The organism is Limnothrix sp. PR1529 (assembly GCF_002742025.1).
Lineage (GTDB): Bacteria > Cyanobacteriota > Cyanobacteriia > CACIAM-69d > CACIAM-69d > CACIAM-69d.
Genome location: NZ_LIRO01000062.1, coordinates 15480 through 36089 on the forward strand (window position 1 = coordinate 15480; position 20610 = coordinate 36089).

A 20610-nucleotide genomic window follows, 5' to 3' on the forward strand; every position below is an offset into this window, starting at 1 on the left:
CAATCCAAGAGTGGATCCAAGAGTGGATCCAAGATTCAACTCAAGCGTCGATCAACGAGTCGATCAATCCCCCGAAATACCCTATGGGGGGCGATCGGGTTGGCGATGTTGCTGTGGGGGGTGGGTTCTTGGGGCCGCACAACCGTTGATCCGGTTTCGGGGCGATCGGCCTTGGCGAGTAATCAGCTCATTGGTAATCCGCTTGATGACCAGTTTGCTGATCAGTTTGTTGGCCGATTTATTGGCCGATTGGGCGATCAAATTAATGATCAACCCAATCATCAACCCAACAATCAGCAATATCTCAAGAATCAACCCCATCAACCGCTTGCTCAGTGGCTGATGAGCACGCGCCGATCGAGCGATCGGCGCTATTCTCGGGCCGCTTTGGACTACTTCATGGAAGTGGCGTTTGGAAACGAATTTTCCAATAATCCTGATACAAACTACATTCGCAAGTGGGCGAGCGATTTGCGGTTGGCGGTGCGAGGTGGGCCGACGGCGGCCGATCGGGAAACGCTCGATCGAATTGTGGGTGATCTCAATCAATTATTGGGTGGCGCAATTCGGATTCGCTTCACCACCCAAAATCCCAATGTCGTCATTTACTTTGTGCCGGAAGCGGATTTTCCGAAATATGACCCCCACTATGTGCCCCGAAATTTGGGATTTTTTCGAGTTTGGTGGACGGGCAATTTAGAAATTCAACGGGCCCAAATTTTAATTAGCACCACGGGGGTGACTCAACGGGAGCGATCGCACCTGATTCGCGAAGAACTGACCCAATCTTTGGGTTTGATGAACGATGCGGAAACCTATCGCGACAGTACGTTTTATCAAGGTTGGACGGAAACACAGGATTTTTCACCGCTCGATCGGGATTTAATTCAAATGCTTTATGATCGCCGGGTGCGCAGTGGTCAAACCCGTGAACAAATTCGCCAACTTTTCCGCTAGAGGCGATCTAGTTGATTTTTTGTGTTTGCTTTCTTGTGTTTGCTTCTCATTTTTCTATGTCGAGATAAGGCCGACATAGGGGTAAATCAAAATCCTGTGCCCCATGTTGCAAGCGATCGGCAACCCATCGACAGCCATATTCCACAAAATTGAGCGATCGCACTTGGGACAAATTCCAAAGAGCCGCCGTTCGATCTTCGCTGCCGGAAGCGAGCTGTTGCCCATCGGGACTAAAAGACACACTGCTGACGATCGAGCTATGGCCGCTGAGGGTGGTGATCAGCTTGCCTTCGGGCGATCGCAGTTCGATCGCGCTGTTGTTTTTCGCGATCGCCAGCAACTGCCCATCGGGACTCCAAGCAACCCGCGTCAGACCACTATCACCTTGGGTGGGAATTTGGCGCAGCAGCTCGCCCCGTCGGTTCCAAATCCGCACCTCTTGGTTGCGGCTGGCGGCGGCGATTTGTTCACTGTCGGCCCGAATCGCCAAGCCCCAAATGCCGCTGCCCGTGCCCTTCAGCACTTGGGCCGGTTGTTCCTGAAGTCGGCTGCGAGCGCGATCAGCCCAAGTCCAAAGCTTCACGGTGCTATCGGTGCTGGAGGTGGCCACATAGGAACCATCGGGACTGAAAGCCACATCCCAAATGCGGGCTTTGTGGGCCGGGAACCGTTGCAACTGCACATAGCGCCCATTGTTCTCATGCCGCCAAAGGTTGAAGTGCAAATCGTCGCCCACCGCTGCCAAATAGCGCCCATCGGGACTGAAGGCCACGCCATGGATCGGCGACTGGCTGCCGGTCATGGATTGGCGGCGATCGGTGGTCACATCCACCCAGGTCAGCTTGCCGTTGGCATCCCCCGCCACAAACTGCGGCTGAGTGGGGTGCAGGGCCAGGCTGTATAGCTCTCCCTCGCTGAGATTGGTGAACTCCCGCACCGGCCGCCCGTTCCGTTGCCAAAAACGCACATCGCTGGCGGTGATGGTGGTCATTTGTGGCCACAGGGGAGAAGACTTGGCGGCATAATTCACCCGCCAAACGGTGGTGGGGTGATCTTGCAATTGCTCAAAAAAGGCGTTTTCGGTGGCCCAAAACCGCAAAAAGCCATCTTCGCTGACGGAGGCCAGGGTTTTGCCGTCCCTGTTGAAGGAAAGGCCGCGGATGGTGGCCGCATGGCCCGGATAGATCCGCAGCAAGCGACCGGTGGCCGTTTCCCACAGGCGCACGGTGCGATCGGCCGAAGCGGAGGCAAACCGTTGACCATCGGCGCTGAATGCCACATTAATCACCGCTGCCTCATGGCGCAAAATGGTGCGTACCGGTGTGCCATCGGCCCGCCACAGCCGTAATTGATTGTCTGCGTGGGCCGAGAGGATCAAGTTGCCATCGGGGCTGAAAATGGCATCCCAAACGGCGCTGGCTCCGGCGTTGAATTGGCGTTGGCGTTGCCCTGCGATCGACCAAAGGATCATTTGCCCATCAATGCCGGTGGAGATTACCCGTTGGCTGTTGGGGTGAAAGGCCACGGACCAAACGGTGGATTTGTGGCCCCGCAAGGTGGTTTTCAGGTTGCCTGTGGTGGCTGACCAAATTTTGGCGGTCAGGTCGCTGCTGCCGGAAACGATCCATTGCCCATCTTGGCTCCAGTCCACGGACCAGATTCCCCCTTGATGGGCGGTGAATTTCTTGAGCAACCGGCCGGAGTTGCGATCCCAAATGTGCAAATTGCCGTCAAGGGAGGCGGTCAGCAGCTTTTGATTGTCGGGGCTGAAGGTGGCATCGTAAACCAAGGAACTGTGCTCCAAGGTATGAACCAACGAGCCGTTTGAGCGCCACACCTTGGCGGTGCGATCGGTGCCAGTGGTCACGATCGATTGGCCATCGGGGCTAAATTCCGCGGCCAATGCGCCGCCGGGGTGAGCAAAGCGCTGATTTTTCTCGTTTTCGCCATAAACCGCCTGCTCCAAAACGCTTTGGGTGCGTTGCTTCAGTTCTTGGCGAGTTGGGGCCGGCACAAGGCGCAATTGTTGGAAGCGATCGCGTGCTTGCAAAGCTTGCAACAGGGCATCTAGTCGTTGATCGGAGGCAAAACTCCCTCGGGAGGCGGCAATGGTCGATCGCACGTCGCTGATGGCGGCCTGCTGGTAGGCGTACAGGGTAATGCCACCGGAAACCAAGGAAGCGGCGAGGGTAATGCTCAGGGCCACGAGCAGTTGGCGTTGGCGCTGGACGCTGCGTTGCTCAATTTCCAAACGGGCTTCGGCCTCCCGCAGGCGATCAAGTTCCAGTTGTCGCTGAATTTCCAGTTGCTCCAGTTCCTGGCTAGCGGCCAAGTAGCGATAGTCCAAATCATCAAGACTGCGCTTTTGCATCCAATCCAAGGCTTCCCGCAACGGATTGCCCCGCAACAGATAGGACACATCGCGGTAGTTGGATTCCACCCAAGCATTCAGCCAAATGGCATAGGGGCGCAGGTCGTCTAACTGTCGATCGACCCAGGCCAGGTTAAAGACTTCCCGGTAAATGCGACATTTAACCCGCAGGTAGCCATCCCGTTTTTCCACAATTCCCGCCAACAGCAATTCCGTTTGGGCCGCGGACCCATCCGACTGCACCAGGGGCACGGTGGCTTGGCCCGGTGGGTGGGGCGGTGGATCGGCGCTCAGTTCGGCGCGGCAAATTTGGCGATAGAGCATCAGCCGTCGCCCGGCCGATCGCTCGTCATACAGCAGTCGATCGCGGATGGTTTTCAAGTGCTCCGGTTCATCGGAGGCTTCCCAATGGTTCAGGATTTGGCTTTGAATCAGCCGATCGACAAAGGCCCTGGGCGAAAACTGGGCAGACGGATTGGCTTCGGCGGATGGGTCAGCCACGCGATCATCCGTGCGATCGGCCGCGCGATCGGTAGTTTGGTCAACCGCTGCGGTGGGCATGGCCGCTGATAATTGGCGCGATCGCAACACCAACGCACAAATTTTTTGCACCAGAAATGGTTGCCCATTGGTCCAACGCAGAATTTCCCAAAGTACCCGCTCTGGCTGCGGAACCACATTCACCAACCCCGCCGCCAAACTGCTAACTTCTGAGTGCTGAAACCCTGTTAATTGAATTGCTTGGCCAATGTTGAAGGGTGTTCGACTTTTATCAGAAATTAGCTCGCCGGGGGTGGTGACTCCAAACAGGGCAAAGGTTAATCCTTGATAAAGATCCAACTCCGCACGACGGTTGTAGCAGGTGCGAATTAGGGCAAAAAAATCATCCGTGGGAAATTTTAAATTCAGAATCGTATCAATTTCATCAATTAAAATAACTAGGCGGTTTGTAATGCCCGATCGCAAAATTGCGTCAATAAATTCCCCCAAACGAGCCGCCGGAGGTAAATAGGCATATTCCTTCCACCAAGACCGCAAATCAAAGGGCAACGGCAGGGGTTTACTCAGCATGGCTGCGATCGCCGCGTACCACTGTTCAATTTCAATTTTTTGCGACCCGATCGCCGTCAGGTCGATCGCCGCGCAGCTAATGCCCTGTTGTTGCAGTTGCATCATGGTGCGCAACCGCAGGCTCGACTTGCCCATCTGCCGCGCATTGAACACATAGCAAAACTCGCCCGCCAGCAGGGCTTGCAAGAGGTAGTCGTCCGCTTGGCGCTTCACGTAAGCCTGCGATCGGGGCGGTACACTGCCCCCCACCTGATAGACAAAATCCGAAGGAGAGGCAGGGTTGATCATGTCATGAAAGAGTTAGGAAAAACTGTCGAAACAGTTCACAACTGGGAAACGCCAAGCGCTGATCAAAAGTAACCAACCCTAATCCCTGGAGTCGAAAGGCCTGCGTGTGGGGCAGTTCTAACCCCTTGGGCGATCGCACCACCTGCTGCATGGTTGCTAGGAGTTCCTGTTGTTCAAGGAGCTTCAGCAAGCGGCGTAAGTAACTACTAAAAACGCTATCGGGATTCGTTGCCTGTTGCGGCAAATCCGCCAGGGAAAGTTTTTGATGCGCCAAATAAAATAAGCCAATTTGAGATAGGAAAGGATTCCCCCCTAAAAACGTGAAAATGGCATGGCCATATTCTTTGGCCGCTGTTAGTTGATATTGTTGGGCAAGGGTCACCACCTGTTCACAAGTAAATGCGGGCAGTTCCAACAACAGTCCCACATTAAACGGCGATTGATTGAGACTTAAGGGCAACCAAACTTCCGTAGAATGAATAATAGCAATGTGTAATTTATGCCAAATAGTTCGATTTTCCAAACCATAGCGCCCCTGCTCATACCAAGATCGCAATAAACCGAAAAAATCCGTCGCTAATTCGGGATACCCAAAGAGCCGATCTAGCTCGTCTAAAACTAGGAGTAATGGCGCATCCGATTCCGCCAATAGATAGTTTTCAAAATATTCTGAGCAAGCATAACTCACCCCAAACATCGGATCCCACTGATCCGCCAGGCGATCGGCTAGCCCCAAGCTTTTGGCTGCACTGGCGCAAAACCACTTTAAAAACCAGTCTAAGTCTCCTAAAACTTGCCGATCGGCTCCCTGTAAATTCACAACTGCTGTCCGAAATCCTCGCTGCTGAACTTCGCTCAGGGTACGTGCTATTAGGGATGTTTTGCCATATTGCCGAGGAGCCTTGATTCGCACCAGTGATCCCGGCTGAACCACCTCTTCAATACAAAGACTTTCGAGGGGGGGTCGATGAATATAAAACGGAGAGTCGATCGGTAACTGCCCCCGGGGTGGAGCCACTTGCATTGCCCAATCAGTTGATTTTTTGGTGCGTTCAAGATTGCGAACTTGCATAGAAGTTAAATAGTCTCCCTCGCTGAGATCTAAACCAAAAGCCTGAAAATAGAGAAGGAGTGATTGAAAATCCACTAATTTTTCGCGACGGCGCACCTTCGTTAAGGTATTAGGACTCAATTGAGTGAAGCAACTGAGCTGTTCTAAGGTGTAGGGCTTTCCCTGATTTTGTTGGGTTGCAGAAATTTGCTCTGCGGACTGCAAGCGTTGCCAACCTTGAGGACTTAACATAACGCCGCGATATCGTTTACAGACTTTTGGAATTTCGGCCATTCAGCCCCCAAACCTTACAACTAACTTCGGGGAATTCTGCTGCGATCGCTGCCTTAAAACAGAGCGATCGCCTGTGAAAATAGATGATCTCAATGGATACTTAAGTCGAAAATACTATAGAATTTGTCCATTTCAGCTCTTTCGAGCTTAAGTTGTGACCTTAAGTTGCGATGTTTAGATGTCAAGCAAGCTGAACTTGTCTAGAATTAATTCTGATCACAAATATCCAATCTTGCAAATGATTGAATTTGTTTTTGAACAGTTCTCATTTGTTTTAATCACTTGATTTTAACGAACGACGATGCACAAAATTGTGTTTTTAGAGGATGTCTGAGCAGTGAATTGAAGCGCTAACTAAGCAGTAACAGGCATGGGATCAAGAAACTTAGACTCCTGATCTTTGCTGCTTGGGAAGACCCACAATGTATCAATTTTGACTTCCCAGACATCCTCTTAAAATCATGAAGACGCTTTGCAGGATTCACCATAACAAATCACCATGGCAAAGGCCAACCTAGGTTTTGGCTGCCCATGATTTTGACGCTTTGCATATTTTGATACAGCATGGGTTTTTGGTAATCTTGACCTTGCTCCCGTTATTCCTCTCATTTTCTGAGGATTGAGCTAAGATGGGGGGCTAACAAGCAATGAGCTAATAATTATTTAAACTTCATTTTTTGTTAGGATGCTTAAATGGATCAAGCAGCTCAAGTGTTGCTAATTCTCGAAACCAGAAACTTCATCTCCTGCTCATAGTGACCATCTCCCGCTACAGCGAGTACCTTCAATGGATTTGCAAAAAATCAAGGAAATTTTTGAAGCGATCGTTTTGGGCAGCCAATCTTATATGCCCCATGGTCATTGTTATTTGTGGCAAACGCCCTTAGTGGGGCTGCATGTGGTTAGTGATTCACTAATTGCGATCGCCTATTTCTCGATTCCCGCCATGCTGATGTACTTTGCCTATCAGCGTCGGAAATTTTTGCCTATCAGTATTTTTCTGATGTTCGGGGCATTTATTATCCTATGTGGCTTAGGTCATTTGCTGGAAGTTTGGACCCTGTGGTATGGGGCCTATTGGCTAGCGGGAATTGAAAAAGCTTTAACAGCTTTAATTTCTTGTTACACGGCCGTTTCCCTGGTGAATTTATTGCCTCAGTTTTTGTCATTGCGCAGTCCGGACGAACTGGAGCGAATTAATCAACAATTGCAGCAGGAGGTTAGCAGTCGGGAGCTTATTGCCCAAGAATTAGCCCAAATTAATCAGAATTTGGAGGCCCGAATTGCCGATCGCACCGTGGAGTTACAAACCAAAAATACTCAACTGATGCGAGAGATTCAGGAACGTCAATCGATTGAGCAGTCCTTGGCGCGGCGGTTGGCCTGTGAACAAATTTTTTCTAAAACCTTGCAGCGTGTTTGGACAACGGCGGATTTTGAACCCCTGTTTCAAACCCTAGTGCAAGATGTTCGCGAATTTTTGCAGGTCGATCGGGTGCTGATTTTTCAGCTCAATGGGGACTTCAGCGGTGCAATTTCAACGGAATCTGTTTCGGATCCCAGCTTGAGCCTGTTGGGACAATCCTTCACAGATCCTTGTTTTCAAGAAAAACATGCTCCTCTGTACCAAGCAGGACGCATTTGCATGATTGAAGACATTGAAGCCAGTCCCTTGCAAGAATGTCATCGAGAATTTTTGCGTAGTTTGCGAGTGCGCAGCAACTTAGTAATTCCAATTTTATGGAAATCAGAATCTAGTGATTTAGATTGGCAGGAAAACCTTGATGATCAAGCAATTACTCCGGCTCATTTTTATCTTTGGGGATTATTGATTGCCCAATCCTGTCAGGGGGCACGATCTTGGGACAATTTGGAAGTGGAAGCATTGCAACAGTTGAGTTTGCAATTGGGAATTGCCCTGCGTCAAAGTAAGTTGATGAACCGCTTGCAGGAAGAATTACAAGAAAAACAACAAACTGCTTTGGCCCTGCAAGCTTCTGAACAAGAAGCACGACAGCAGGCCGCATCATTAGCCACAACATTAAATCAACTGCAAGCAACCCAAGCTCAGTTGGTGCAGTCCGAAAAGTTGGCTTCTTTGGGCAAAATGGTTGGCGGCATTGCCCATGAAATTAATAATCCCTTGAGCTTTATTTATGGTAACTTAACCCACGCCCGAGAATATAGTCATCAAGTATTTCAAGGACTTGACCTCTATCAACAGCATTATCCTAATCCAGTAGACCCGATCACCCAGTGGCTCTCGGAAGTGGAATTTGAATTTCTAAAAACTGATTTTCCTAAGCTTCTGACCTCTATGAAAAACGGAGCCGATCGAATTCGTGAAATTGTGTTGTTGTTGCGCAATTTTTCGCGATTGGATGAATCGGAACTCAAATCCGTTGACATTCACGACGGAATTAATAGCACACTCAGCATTTTAACTGAGCGATTTCTAGAGTCCACTTGTGGTCAAGTGATCCAGTCCCATTGCGCCTACGATCGCGATATTCCCACGGTGGAATGCTATCCCGGTTTGCTGAATCAAGCGCTGTTTAATCTGTTTAGCAATGCGCTGGATGCCATTGAGGAACGCTGTCGATTGCAAGAAATGTTTGTGCCCATGGTGAAGGTGGAAACACGCCTGATTTGTCAGCAACATGCCAATGGTTTGACCTTGCAACGGTTTGCACAAATTCAAATTACTGACAATGGTTCAGGGATTGACCCAGCGTTGGCAGATAAGATTTTTGATCCCTTTTTCACCACCAAACCGATCGGGCAGGGAACTGGAATGGGCTTGGCGAATGCCTACCAAATCATTGTGAAACGACATCACGGGGAACTTTGGTATCAGGTGAATGAGCAGGGACAAACCCAATTTGTGGTGAAAATCCCGATCGAGCAATATTTTTCCAGTCCTGCTGCCACCGAGCGATCGGTTTCACCGGCCATGACGATCGACTCCTTGAGCAATTTTGCACCCCGGATCTAGGAGTTAAGGCTCAAGCACTCGAACCCCAGAATATTTCTAGAAAAATTTGTCTAAAATGATCAAATGATTGGCAAAAAAGCAGCTAGCTTGAAGTTTTAGGACTCTGATTCACGAGCCGGAAACGATCGATAAATTTCCATAATGAAGGCTGTTCCCTTGCCTGGCTCCGACAAGCAGGACAACATTCCTCCGTGCAAGTTCACAATAATTTGATGGCTAATGGCTAGCCCCATACCGATTCCTTTACCCACTGATTTTGTGGTGTAAAACGGGTCAAAAGCTTGGCGGCGTAATTCGTCACTCATCCCCAAGCCATTGTCTGAAATCGCAATTCGCACGCGGTCTGGCTCAACGGTTTCAGTGCGCACGGTGATGGTTGGCAGGGTATCCGGTGGGTAGCTGTCGCCCACACCCTGATCCAACGCTTCGATCGCGTTTAAAAGCACTTGCATGAAGCATTGGTTTAACTGCCCGATCGCACAATCAACCAAGGGCAAATCCCCATAATCGCGCACCACTTGAATGGATGGGCGTTTGCCATTTCCGGCTAAGTGAACCCCCATCAGACTAATAGTCGCGTCAAGGTTTTCATGCAAATCAGTAAACTTAATCGTTGACTCATCCAAGCGCGAAAACATGCGCAAGAGATTCACGACAGTTTTAATGCGGTTAGCTCCCACGAACATAGAGCTAAAAAGGGGCGAAAAATCTTCAGTAATATATTCCAAATCCAACTCCGCAAGGACTGTGGTAATGTCCTCGTGGGGATTGGGATAATGTTTTTTATAGAGGCTCACTAAGTTTAATAGTTCCTCTAGATAGGTTTGGCAGTGATGAAGATTGCCGTGAATAAAGTTAATGGGATTATTAATTTCATGGGCCACGCCCGCCACTAAACGCCCTAAGGCTGACATTTTTTCTGCATGAACTAAGGTAATTTGCGCCTTTTGTAAATTCTCAAGGGCTTGGGCTAGTTTTTTACTTTTTTCAGTGGCGACTTGGGCAATTTCCTGGCGACGCTTCACCTCCGCTTCCAGTTGAATTGCTTTTCGCCGCAGCTCCAATTGGGCAATGACCTGACGACCCAGCGCATCTAGGGCTTCCATTTGCTGGGTTGTTAGCTGTCGGGGCATTTTGTCAATCACGCACAATGTCCCGATCGCATGGCCATTGGTCGTAACCAAAGGTGTACCGGCATAGAATCGAATTTTTGGCTCGTTCAGCACTAGGGGATTATTGGCAAAACGTCCATCCTCCAGGGCATCTTCCACAATCAAAACTTCATCGGGCTGGCAAATCGCATGGGCACAAAAAGCCTGGCTGCGTGGAGTTTGTGTGGCATCAATTCCATGACGAGACTTAAACCATTGCCGCTCGCCATCCAGCAAGCTAATGAGCGAAATGGGAGTGCCGCAAATTTGGGCTGCAATCTTGGTCAAATCATCGTATTGACGCTCGGGAACCGTGTCCAAAATTTGATAGTCGAGCAGGTCTTGTAATCGTTCCTCTTCATCAGTGGGAAGGGGAAACAGCCCATGACCATCATGGGCTACGTCACTGGCTGGCAAATCCATATCCAACTCCGGGGATGGAACGCGATCGGGATTGAGATTGTGATCAGCGTGATCAGATGAATTCAGCTTCAAAGTTGGTTGCTTAGGAGTGGTGTGGATCAGGTCAGGATAGCTGGCAAAGGCGGAGTTTTCTGACAAAGGAGAACCCAACAGAGCGGTCGATCGCGCGGCCTAGGTTTCTGGAGCCATGGAGGTTGAATCATAGCCCAAAACTGCCTTAGCCTGGGCGATCACGCCCGATTGACGCTTAAAGAGCAAGCGGCGCTGAAGCCACTGAAACCACGCTTTGAAGATGCGCATCATCGGGCGTTTGATTGACCTGCTGATTGGCCTGCTAGGTTCACTGACCTACTGACTGTCGATCGCGGAGGTGTCTTCCCAGGTTACTCTAACGTCGCAAGATGGTAAAACTCGGGAAGAGATGATGTACTGACATCACAATTTAGCAGAGCCAGGAACACAACTTAACCCCCTGAAATGTTTCCTGAATTCATTGAATATTCAATCAATGTTCATGCCAGAGGGGCTGGTTTCAGGAAACCCAATCGGTCAGGATCTTTAAGCAGCAGCTTGAGAAGATTACCAAAGCGCCAATTGTTATAGGGTCAAGGGTCTGAATTCCCTTATTTTTACTCGCTTGTCTCTGTTGATCGCTTGGGCTAGCCGTGCATTGGTTTTGGCGATTCAGACATTTTTTAGGATATAGCTTTCACTCGGGATTTTCTAAAATTGCTTGATTTCCACTCAAAACAATTGATTAAGTGGCGAAATTGACCCATCACTAGGATTTTGCGCCAAATCTTCAAAGGTGGTGAATCGTTCCTGTTGCAATTGTTGTAAGTAGCGGCGTTCTTGATAGTAAAGATCGTGGAAGGTTTGTTGCTGTTCGTAGGCGCGATTGAGGTTTTCTTCAAGGCGTTCCAGGTCGATCGGGTCGGGAGCCAGGGCCAAATTGCCGGCCACGCCACCGCCGCCGCCGCCACCGCCGCCACTCCGCAGACTAATCACCTTATCGTTTCCGGAGCCGATCGGGGGCTCACCGGCAAAGACCCGCCGCAACGCTTCGGCAGCCACTTCCGCTTGCAGGTAATGGGAGAGCCAAGCATCCAGCAAGTGGCGGCAACGCTTGGCACATTGCAGGCTTTCGAGGGTGGCGATCGCGGCGCGGATGGTCAGGCCGGGGCGATCGAGATCCAAAAGGGTACGTTCATCTAAACTCAAAAGCCGATCGACCATGGCCAAATCCTCATGGGAAAGGTCTGGATTCGATCGCAACTCGATCGCCAATTCAGTCGCCTCCTGACCCCATTGATCCTGGAGCTGCAAAATCTGCCGCCACAAAAAACGATGGTGTGACAGGCCAAACTCCAACTCCCGCTCCTCCAAAATGGCCAAGATTTGCTGGCGACGATCGGGACGGTGCAAATAAATCCGCAAGAGTTGTCCCTCCGCCGACTCCCGCAGGCTGCTATCGCCCAATCGTTGCCACTTGGCCGATCGCCCGTGCCAGCGCTGGCCCTGCACCTGCGATCGCAAGTCCTGCTCCAATTGCAGCGTGAAGTAGCTGTCCTTTTGGCCCAGCAGGTCGGCACAGCGGCGGATGTAGTGGCTGCGGGTGGCGGGATTGGGCAGTTGGCTCAGGAGCTTCACCGCATCGCCCACGGCCGCCTGGAATTGGTCGGCTAAGCGCAAATCCCGGGAACCGATCGCCCGATCGAGCTGCCAATCCAGCCAGAGGGGCGCATCGGCGATCAGGGTGCGGTAATGATCCGGGCTGTAGGTTTTCAGGAACTCATCGGCATCCTTGCCCCCCGGCAAATTCAACACCCGCAGTTGAATTTCGCCCCGGTAAGCCAGCCCTTCCACCTCCCCGATCGCCCGCTCCGTGGCCTTTTGGCCCGCCGAGTCCGCATCGAAGTTCAGGATAATTTGCTTCGATTCCGTGAACCGCGTCAGCAGCTTCACCTGGGCCAAGCTCAGGGCCGTGCCCAAAGCTGCCACAGCGTTTTCAATGCCCGCCGCATGGAGCGCAATCACATCGAAATAGCCTTCCACGACGATCGCCGCGTCGGTTTTGGCGATCGTCGTTTTGGCCTGGTCTAGCCCAAAAAGCGTCTTGCCCTTGTCAAATAGCTCCGTTTCCGGCGAGTTCAGATACTTTGGCTCATCGCCGTTCAGCGTCCGCCCCCCAAAGCCGATCGTCCGGCCCTGGGGATCGCGAATGGGCACCATCAGCCGATCGCGGAATCGATCGTAATAGCCACCGCCCGCCTTCCGGGGCACAATCAACCCCGCCTTTTCCACCAGCGAAACGGCATAGCGTTTTTGATCCACCAAGTACCGATACAGGGCATCCCAGCCGGCCGGCGAATAGCCCAAATTAAACGCCTGAATCGTGTCCTGGCGCAGTTGCCGTTCTTCCAGCAAGTAATCCATGGCCCGCGCCCCCACAGGTTGGGTCAGGGCATGGGCATAGAACCCGGCCGCCACGGCCAGGACTTCATAGAGCTGTTCGCGCTCGGTGATTTGCCGCTGAATTTCCTGGCGTTGTTCCGGTTCTAGGGTTTGCACGGGCACTTGGTAGCGCCGCGCCAAATCCAACACCACGTCACCAAACGATCGCTTGTCCAGCTCCATCAAAAACTTGATGGCGTTGCCCCCAGCCCCACAGGAGAAGCAGTAATAGAACCCTTTGGTGGCGCTGACGGTGAAGCTGGGGGATTTGTCGTCGTGGAAGGGACAGAGGCCTTTGAAGTCTTTGCCGTTTTTTTTCAGCACGACCCGTTCCGAGACCACATCTACGATGTCGGCTCGTTGTTTGACGGTTTCTACGGTGTCGGGATGAAGACGCACGATCGGGCGGGGCAAGTCGAACGGCTATTGTCCTATTATCGCGACCCGATCGGGCGATGGACATGGCCAAGGGCGATCGCGAAAGCTGAATTTTTGTGGATCTCACCTATAGTCGATCAGGTTAACGACCAGTAGTTGCGAGGCGATCAGCCAAGGGTTCAATACAGCAGTCAGGGAAGGTTTGAATTAGGCTGCATAGCCCCTGTGAAACACTAAGTCTCCGAAGTCATAGCTATACAGCGGGTTGCTGGGCAGCTCGACAAGGATATAGCCACACCGTTGCAGCAGTCTTTGTGAGCGCACATTGGCTTCGGTGGTTGTCGCCCAAAATTCTGCGACCCCGTATGACTGATACAACTCTTGATGTAGCCATTGAAGTCCAGCAGTCGCAAACCCACGGCCCCAATGAGCCGAGGACAATAAGAATGCAACTTCGGCAAAGCCGTGATGAATCGTTGCCTCCAACCTTCCAACCATGGCCCCTGATGAATCGCGAATGAGATAGTTCAGCCAACGCTCATCAGTTGCCCCAGACCCAGCGATCGCCCGCTCCAAACCAAGCTTGAAGTCTTGAACCGAAGGAAGTGAATCTTCAATGTGTTCGTAGACTGCTGGGTGGAGCAAAACCTTAGCAAGCTCATCGAGGTGTCTGGACTCTAATGGTTCAAAGTAAAGAGAGTCATGCATGTGTCGCTCTAGCAACCAGAAATCATTGATGAGGGCAAGATTGGACAGGAAGGGTCAAAGTATCGCTAACAATAATCATAACCAGCCCCGATCGCGCAGGCGCTGAACATCTTGCTCAAGGTCTTCTACGTCGTAATGAACGCAAATGCCGCGATTTGCCAGCAGCTTTTGAAAGCTCATGATTTCTATTCCGGCAATTTTGCTGGCGCGGCCGAGGGAAATGCGCTCTTGTTGAAACAGAGCAATGGCAATTTCTCGAAGCCAGTCGCTCTGGTTAAAGGTTTCTGCCTGACTAAGGCTATCAGGTAGATTCAGGGTAATTTGCATCGAATTCTCCTCATGGATCATCTATGATCTGATTTACTTTTGTATGCTAGCCTAAGCCGTCTTTAGTCTGTAGAGTAAGTATTGTTTACCTACACCTAATAGTCAATCACCAAAGCAATTTGATCGCATTGTGACAAGCCGAGATCATTGTCTTGAGCATGGATACTACTTGTCTAGATAGTGGTAATTATTGCCAACCTTACTTGCTTTATTGCAAAGTATTTTAATAGCTTTGGGCATTATCAATCAGAGTCTTAAGTTGTTCCTTGCTGTATGAGGTGCTTAAAAGTGGAATTAGACGATCAGGATCAAAGTATACATTGTGGGATTTGCATACATGAACGAGGCGATTAACCATTACAGCGTCTACCTTCTCTGACATTACTTGCTCAGATTCGGGTAAAACAGCAATTAGTATAGGCTCATCGTCTTGTTGCTGTAGTTGTTTCTGGCACACAAAACCCGCCTTATAAAGGATGTAGGTAACTGCTCGTAACTCTCCACGAGTCCTATTATGACCAAACAACTCAATTAAATATTCAAACTCTTCACTCCTTGTAAAACCATCTGGAAAGCGTATTTTTAGCTGATTTAAAGAGTTCCACAAGAAAGATGGCTCACACGGTCTCCAACCACTTTTACGTAGGAAGCGTCTATAAAGGTCAGTTGAAGGCTCTGCTAGAGTAGATTCTTTTCTATTATGATCAGATGGGTTTTCGCTTTGCTCTTTTCCTGCTTCTACTGCTTTTGCATACCAAACTTGTTTGACTTGATCTTGATACACTGTAACTATTTCAGGCGTACTCTGGAGGAATTTCATAAATCCAGAAAATCCTAGATTTTGCTCATCGAATGCTGAATCAAGTTCAAGCATTTCATTCTTTAATGCTGAGAGGCTAACACCATCTGGAAATTTATCAAGGACACGCTCTAGCAAGTCTAGTGCATCCTCACGTAGTTGGGTGGTTTTTAAGAAATTGGATGAACTGTCGAGTGTAGATTCTTCATCAATATAAATAAATCGATTACAAGACTTTTTGACAGCTTCACTGAGAGCCGATCTTGGCCCAACACCTACTACAGATTTACCTAATTCTCTTAAGCGTCTAAATAGAGGTGAAAAATCAGAATCTCCCGTAGCAAGAACAACCCACTCTAAATCAGGGACACGGGCTAAATACTCCATGACATCAACGACAATTTGGATGTCAGCAGAGTTTTTACCTTTCACTGGATGATAAACATGGACAAATTCAAATCCGAGCAAATTTAGCTCTGGCTGGCGTACACTGACTGATTGAATACTAAAATCTCCGTAAGCTCGACGCACTACAACACGTCCTAACTCGTTGGCGCGCTCCAGAAGTGTTTCTCCTCCGTCTGCTTTCAACCAGCCTGATAAGTTCTCAACATCCAAGAAAATGGCAACTTTATCTGCTATTGCTTTATCCGTCATTGGTTGTTCTGTCAGAGTACTAGTAATCTAATTGCATAACATCAACAAACATACTAGTCGTGCTCACAGGAATTCTCTAAGATTTTCGCTGGTTACAGCCTAGATGTTGATCACCGTCTCCAAAGATAGATTAAGGAAATAGAACCATGCCTTAAACAAAATCTTCTTATCTAAGATCAATTTGAATGGAACTCAACAAGGACTGGACTAAGCGCCAGCGATCGCTAATCGGCAACTGTAACGCCTGATTTTGCAATTCTAGTAGCGTCATCAGCGCCCTCCCAACAACTCTCTATCAATTGTAATCAATTCTAGAGTGCTGCTGCCCTTGGTCTCAGTCGATCGACCAATTATCACCTCACATTACCTTGTGGGGCCACAGCCCCCCGAATGGCCAGCGCGGTGATCCCAGGGGCGATCGGTTAAACCTGAAGGAGGCGCGATCGGGTGGCTTCCACAGAGTAGCGATCCCAACCGCGATCAAATTCACAAAGACCCGGGGGGGGAATTTTTATGGATGGTCTCTACACATTAGCCAACGATGTGGTTCTGGATCAGCTCATTGCCTTTTTGAACAGCGTTGAAGCCAACGGCGGCCGCTTGGCCGATGGCAGTCCTTATCCGGTGCTGGTTTGTCCCTATGACCATCGGATCGATCGCCTGAAAACCGTCTTGGCCGACTGGCCCCACGTGCAAATTTTGGAAGATTGGGACTTAATTGCCCGCTGGGATCAATTTTCCAAATCCGTCATTGAAGCCACCCCCCTGGCCTTGCAGCTTTATGAGCAAGAACCGAATCTTTATGGGCGCACCATGGGCGGGCGACGGCGGTTAGCGGCCTTCGATGGCCCGTTCGATCGATTCATTTATCTGGACGCGGATACCTTAGTGCTCCAGCCCCTCGCGCCCCTGTTTGCGGCCTTGGAAACCGCCGATTGGGTCACCTACGATTTTCAGTACAAAGACCCCGCCCATGTGTATCGGGTGGCGAGTCCTCTGTTGCAATCGCTGTTTTCCACGGAGCAAATGCAGCAATCGCTGTTTTGCTCGGGGCTGTATGCCACCAAGCGAGGCGTGCTGACCCTCGATCGCTGCGATGAATTGTTGAAACAGCTTCAGGCCGGCGAGTCAGATGTGCTCTATCCCCGATCGGCCGATCAGGCACTGTTGAACTATTTGGTGATGCGATCGAACCTCAAGGTTCATAACTGTGCGCATCATTGGCCCAAGGAACAGGTCACGGGCAATAGCGTCACTTCAAAACATTTTGTGGAGCGATCGGGGCAAGTGTTCGATCGCGATCGCCCCCTGCTTTATTTGCACTACATCGGTCTATCGTCGTCCCTATTTTCCAGGGTTTGCGCGGGCGAAAACATCACCTTTCCCTATCGCGACACCTTCTTGCACTACCGCTACCTCAAGCATCCGCAGCAGCGCCCCCGCTTGGTCGGTCGCCCCCGGGCCCATAATGCGCCTCCGAGTTTATGGGAGCGGGCCCAACGGAAATTCAAGCAGAAATTTAAACAATGGATGCGCAAGTCAGCCTAATGTTCGCGATCATTCGCGATCGCCGGGCGCATCACCAGGTGAATTGCTTGATTGATCGCCCGGTAAAGGGCCTGGCAAATTGCTGGGCAAATCACCGGGCAAATTGCTGGGTAAATCATTGGGCAAATCATCCCGATCGCACAGCCATAAAAAGGCTTCTTGGGCCGCGGCCTGTTCCGCCAACTTGCGCGATCGACCGCGGCCTTGGCCCAAACAACGGCCATGGAACCAAACCTGGGCCTCAAAGCGCTGCACATCCCCATGGACGGCGCTCAGTTCCCGCACTCGATATTCCGGCAAAGATTTGTAGCGCCCTTGGGTCCATTCCTGAAGGGCTGCTTTGTAGTTTTGGCGGGCCGGGTCGTTGCGCACCTGGTGGGCGATCGCTCGAAAATGGTCATCGAGCCAAGGCCGCACCAAATCCAGCGATCGCACCGAAAGATATAAGGCTCCGATGGTTGCTTCCAGGGCATCGGCCAAGCGCGATTGCCGCCCTTCCAAATCCCGAGCCGCGCTGCCACCCATGATCAGGTAGCGCTCCAGATTATAGGTGTCGGCAATTCGCGCCAACATCCGATCGCTCACCAAAATGGCCCGCGCCGCCGCCATTTCGCCCACGGGCCAATCGGGATAGGTTTCCCACAGCAATTCGGCCGCCGCCGTCCGCACGATCGCATCCCCCACGAATTCCAACTGTTCGTAGTTGGTTTGGGAATCCGCCGTGGGGTGAGTCAGGGCCCGATCGAGCAACACCCAATCGACAGTTGCCCCCTCATCCAACCCCATGCGCGATAACAGGGCTTCGAGATCCCGTTGTCGGCGGGGATAGCTTAATACGGTTGATGCCAACGAACCCATGAACGCTTCTGGACAACAAATTAAAAGGAGAGGCAGGACGTAAGCCGGGTTCTGTCCTCAATTGGCCTCGGAGCACAGCAAGCCGCACGCCAAGGGCCAATCAATGGGCGGTTATCTATCTGGGACGATCGTTACCGATCGCCTCAAGCGGTTCTCAAAGCGGGACAGGAAAAAGACCAACCCTTGCCCCTCACCTTGCTTCCGGCCGGGGTTTACCGAGCCAGCACCTCTCGATGCTGCTGGTGCGCTCTTACCGCACCTTTGCACCCTTACCGAGCCAGAGCCGTTAACAATTCAGTCACCGAAAACAATCTTCTGCCGCAGCAAAGTGGGACAGTTTGGGTGGGGAATTTTTAAGCGGCTCGGTGGCTCGGCGGTATTTTTCTGTGGCACTATCCTCACGATCGCTCGCACTGGGCGTTACCCAGCAAGCCTGGTCTTTCGGAAGCCCGGACTTTCCTCAGATGACGACCGATCGCCCCTTGAACCGGCCACAGCCAGCCCAAGCAAGCACAGGCTCATCATCCGCAACCGCCTCGCCTACACTCTCCGTCCATCCAGTTTATCGCTTGGTTGCAAAACTGACTCGTGACCCTGACTCGTGGCCCCGGATGAATGCCCGTCCCCCATGGATCTCGCACCCCCCAGGGCGATCGCCGTTGCCCCCAAACCGGTTCCCAAAGCCTTAGGCTAGGGCCGCGCTGATGGGCAAACCGTTACTCAACAACGGCAAGCCACTCTCAGACTCAGTTACAATCGACTCGGATTCCAACGGATGCGCTGCGATCGCCTCCCGCGACCCCCTCGCCTATGTTGTTTAACGCCACGGAAATTCTGATTGATGCATTTGTCGATCGCCTCAAAGAGGGCTATCGGCGTACCTACGGCGGCTGGAAACCGGAGTACGAAGACATCATTGGCTGGGCCGGCAACATGGCCCTCGAAAATATTGCCAACAGTGACGCGCTTTACCACGACGTGGAACACACCATCCTGGTCACCCTGGTGGGCCAGGAAGTGATCCGGGGCAAACATATTCGCGAAGGGGGCGTGTCGCCAGAAGATTGGCTGCATTTCATCATCTCCCTGCTCTGTCACGACATTGGCTATGTCAAAGGGGTTTGTCGTCTAGACAATGGCCGCTACTATGCCACCGGCCGCGGAGATGAGTTGGTGAAGCTGCGGCCGGGGGCCTCCGATGCCAGCCTCACACCCTACCATGTCGATCGCGCCAAAATGTTTATAAAGGAACGCTTTGGGGGTCACAAATTAATTGACTCCGAGGCGATCGAGCGCAACATTGAACTCACCCGCTTCCCGGTTCCCAAGGAAGAAGATCACCAAGACACCCTGAACTATCCAGGCATGGTGCGGGCTTCAGATTTAATTGGTCAATTGTCCGATCCGCGCTATTTGAATAAAATCAGCGCACTTTATTACGAATTTGAAGAAACTGGCACCAATCAATATTTAGGCTATGCCCACCCGGGTGATCTGCGCAAAAACTATCCCAAATTCTATTGGAATGGTGTTTTTCCCTATGTGAAAGATGCATTGGAATATTTGCGCCTGACTCAGCAGGGCAAGCAAGTGATTGCAAATCTTTATTCCAATGTGTTTGTGGTGGAGCATGAACCGGAAGATTCGGTGGTTCCGCCCGATGCCGGCGATCGCAAAGAGGATCCAAGCAGTCAGCGCAGTGGCGATCGAACCCCTGACCGCAATTCTGACTGCAACCCTGACCGCAATGATGATTTAAATCAGAATTTAGATCATGCCCTGAATGGCGATCTCACCGAGCTGACACGAGAAGAACGCACTGAAGAAGCCCTAGAGGCGTTGAATAGTGCAGCAAAAATTCCGGTGATTCAAACCTAAGCTTAAGCCTACCTAAGCTCAAGCCTGAAACCATCCGGGAGTTCTGGCCCCAATGGGTGGCGAAACTCCCTCGAACCCGCTAGGACGATTAGAGTAGGATGGCCCCAATCGATCGCCCTAGCAATAGCCCTAACAGAGGAGGTGAATTGCAATGTTTGTCGGTACGCGCATATTCATGGGTGTGGTGTCCTATCTAATCGTGTTGCAGTTGTTGTCACCGGCTTTGCAGGAATGCCCAGATGGCTCCTGCCTGTGGCGGCCGTTGCTGTGGGCTTCTGAATGCTGGCGGCCCAACAATTGCTATGCGCCCTGCGATGCCTATGAATACCGGAGCTGCGGCCCCACGACGGTGACGGAGCGGCCCCGACCGGTGCGGCCGGTGATGGTGGGTAAATAGGCGCG

At 51.2% G+C, this 20610-nt stretch carries 13 protein-coding genes, 1 other RNA gene and 1 pseudogene; 5 read left to right on the plus strand and 10 right to left on the minus strand.

The genetic code is table 11. The features are described from left to right. The first annotated feature begins 105 nt into the window (after window positions 1-105). A complete protein-coding gene (locus AMR42_RS09530; RefSeq protein WP_158234429.1) occupies window positions 106-957 on the plus strand; it encodes a DUF2927 domain-containing protein in 852 nt (283 codons plus the stop codon). 46 nt (window positions 958-1003) lie between these two features. On the opposite strand, the gene AMR42_RS09535 is transcribed toward AMR42_RS09530, so the two are convergent. Together AMR42_RS09535 and AMR42_RS09540 are read right to left on the minus strand one after the other, a co-directional pair. Next, on the minus strand, window positions 1004-4687 hold the full coding sequence (locus AMR42_RS09535; protein WP_099533220.1) for an AAA-like domain-containing protein: 3684 nt from the start codon (window positions 4685-4687) through the stop codon (window positions 1004-1006). 1 nt (window position 4688) lies between these two features. Then, complete coding sequence (locus AMR42_RS09540; protein ID WP_234406924.1) at window positions 4689-5990, minus strand: AAA-like domain-containing protein; 1302 nt, start codon at window positions 5988-5990, stop codon at window positions 4689-4691. An 829-nt stretch (window positions 5991-6819) separates the two neighbouring features. Here AMR42_RS09540 and AMR42_RS09545 point away from each other — a divergent pair. Further along, window positions 6820-9027 (plus strand): ATP-binding protein, encoded by a 2208-nt coding sequence (locus AMR42_RS09545; protein WP_099533222.1) that lies wholly within the window; start codon window positions 6820-6822, stop codon window positions 9025-9027. Window positions 9028-9122: 95 nt separating this feature from the next. Here the strand turns inward: AMR42_RS09545 and AMR42_RS09550 are convergent, their stop codons facing one another. The 6 genes from AMR42_RS09550 to AMR42_RS09570 form a co-directional block, all read right to left on the minus strand. Continuing rightward, complete coding sequence (locus AMR42_RS09550) at window positions 9123-10739, minus strand: ATP-binding protein (RefSeq protein WP_199858137.1); 1617 nt, start codon at window positions 10737-10739, stop codon at window positions 9123-9125. Between the two features lie 33 nt (window positions 10740-10772). After that, the gene (locus AMR42_RS21395) at window positions 10773-10904 is read right to left on the minus strand and encodes a hypothetical protein (protein ID WP_255407541.1); all 132 of its coding nucleotides are present in this window, start codon (window positions 10902-10904) and stop codon (window positions 10773-10775) included. A gap of 441 nt (window positions 10905-11345) precedes the next feature. After that, window positions 11346-13454 carry a DNA primase gene (dnaG, locus tag AMR42_RS09555; protein ID WP_234406925.1) on the minus strand — a complete coding sequence of 703 codons (2109 nt, stop codon included), beginning with the start codon at window positions 13452-13454 and terminating at the stop codon, window positions 11346-11348. A 186-nt stretch (window positions 13455-13640) separates the two neighbouring features. After that, window positions 13641-14141: a GNAT family N-acetyltransferase gene (locus AMR42_RS09560; protein ID WP_099533280.1), complete on the minus strand. Its 501-nt coding sequence runs from the start codon at window positions 14139-14141 to the stop codon at window positions 13641-13643. Between the two features lie 75 nt (window positions 14142-14216). After that, complete coding sequence (locus tag AMR42_RS09565) at window positions 14217-14468, minus strand: UPF0175 family protein (RefSeq protein ID WP_099533223.1); 252 nt, start codon at window positions 14466-14468, stop codon at window positions 14217-14219. A gap of 223 nt (window positions 14469-14691) precedes the next feature. Beyond that, complete coding sequence (locus AMR42_RS09570; RefSeq protein ID WP_234406926.1) at window positions 14692-15924, minus strand: NYN domain-containing protein; 1233 nt, start codon at window positions 15922-15924, stop codon at window positions 14692-14694. 513 nt (window positions 15925-16437) lie between these two features. On the opposite strand from AMR42_RS09570, the gene AMR42_RS09575 reads away from it, so the two are divergent. Continuing rightward, complete coding sequence (locus AMR42_RS09575; RefSeq protein WP_099533224.1) at window positions 16438-17472, plus strand: Npun_R2821/Npun_R2822 family protein; 1035 nt, start codon at window positions 16438-16440, stop codon at window positions 17470-17472. A 9-nt stretch (window positions 17473-17481) separates the two neighbouring features. Here AMR42_RS09575 and rnc read toward each other — a convergent pair whose 3' ends face one another. Beyond that, entirely contained in the window at window positions 17482-18330 is an 849-nt protein-coding gene (gene rnc / locus AMR42_RS09580; protein ID WP_099533225.1) for a ribonuclease III, read from the minus strand. Between the two features lie 24 nt (window positions 18331-18354). Next, window positions 18355-18879: RNase P RNA component class A (gene rnpB, locus AMR42_RS09585), an RNA gene on the minus strand. Window positions 18880-19140: 261 nt separating this feature from the next. Between rnpB and AMR42_RS09590 the strand changes: the two are divergent. Together AMR42_RS09590 and AMR42_RS09595 are read left to right on the plus strand one after the other, a co-directional pair. Beyond that, window positions 19141-19965, plus strand: a pseudogene (locus tag AMR42_RS09590) (Npun_R2479 family HD domain-containing metalloprotein); the annotation flags it as partial. A 394-nt stretch (window positions 19966-20359) separates the two neighbouring features. Then, window positions 20360-20605: a hypothetical protein gene (locus AMR42_RS09595; RefSeq protein WP_143473012.1), complete on the plus strand. Its 246-nt coding sequence runs from the start codon at window positions 20360-20362 to the stop codon at window positions 20603-20605. Window positions 20606-20610 lie beyond the last annotated feature (5 nt).

Coding starts and splice junctions, on each gene's coding strand:
- AMR42_RS09530 (WP_158234429.1), top strand. CDS start 106: ATGTTGCTGTGGGGGGTGGGTTCTTGGGGCCGCACAACCGTTGATCCG.
- AMR42_RS09535 (WP_099533220.1), bottom strand. CDS start 4,687: ATGATCAACCCTGCCTCTCCTTCGGATTTTGTCTATCAGGTGGGGGGC.
- AMR42_RS09540 (WP_234406924.1), bottom strand. CDS start 5,990: ATGTTAAGTCCTCAAGGTTGGCAACGCTTGCAGTCCGCAGAGCAAATT.
- AMR42_RS09545 (WP_099533222.1), top strand. CDS start 6,820: ATGGATTTGCAAAAAATCAAGGAAATTTTTGAAGCGATCGTTTTGGGC.
- AMR42_RS21395 (WP_255407541.1), bottom strand. CDS start 10,904: ATGATGCGCATCTTCAAAGCGTGGTTTCAGTGGCTTCAGCGCCGCTTG.
- AMR42_RS09560 (WP_099533280.1), bottom strand. CDS start 14,141: ATGCATGACTCTCTTTACTTTGAACCATTAGAGTCCAGACACCTCGAT.
- AMR42_RS09565 (WP_099533223.1), bottom strand. CDS start 14,468: ATGCAAATTACCCTGAATCTACCTGATAGCCTTAGTCAGGCAGAAACC.
- AMR42_RS09570 (WP_234406926.1), bottom strand. CDS start 15,924: ATGACGGATAAAGCAATAGCAGATAAAGTTGCCATTTTCTTGGATGTT.
- AMR42_RS09575 (WP_099533224.1), top strand. CDS start 16,438: ATGGATGGTCTCTACACATTAGCCAACGATGTGGTTCTGGATCAGCTC.
- rnc (WP_099533225.1), bottom strand. CDS start 18,330: ATGGGTTCGTTGGCATCAACCGTATTAAGCTATCCCCGCCGACAACGG.
- AMR42_RS09595 (WP_143473012.1), top strand. CDS start 20,360: ATGTTTGTCGGTACGCGCATATTCATGGGTGTGGTGTCCTATCTAATC.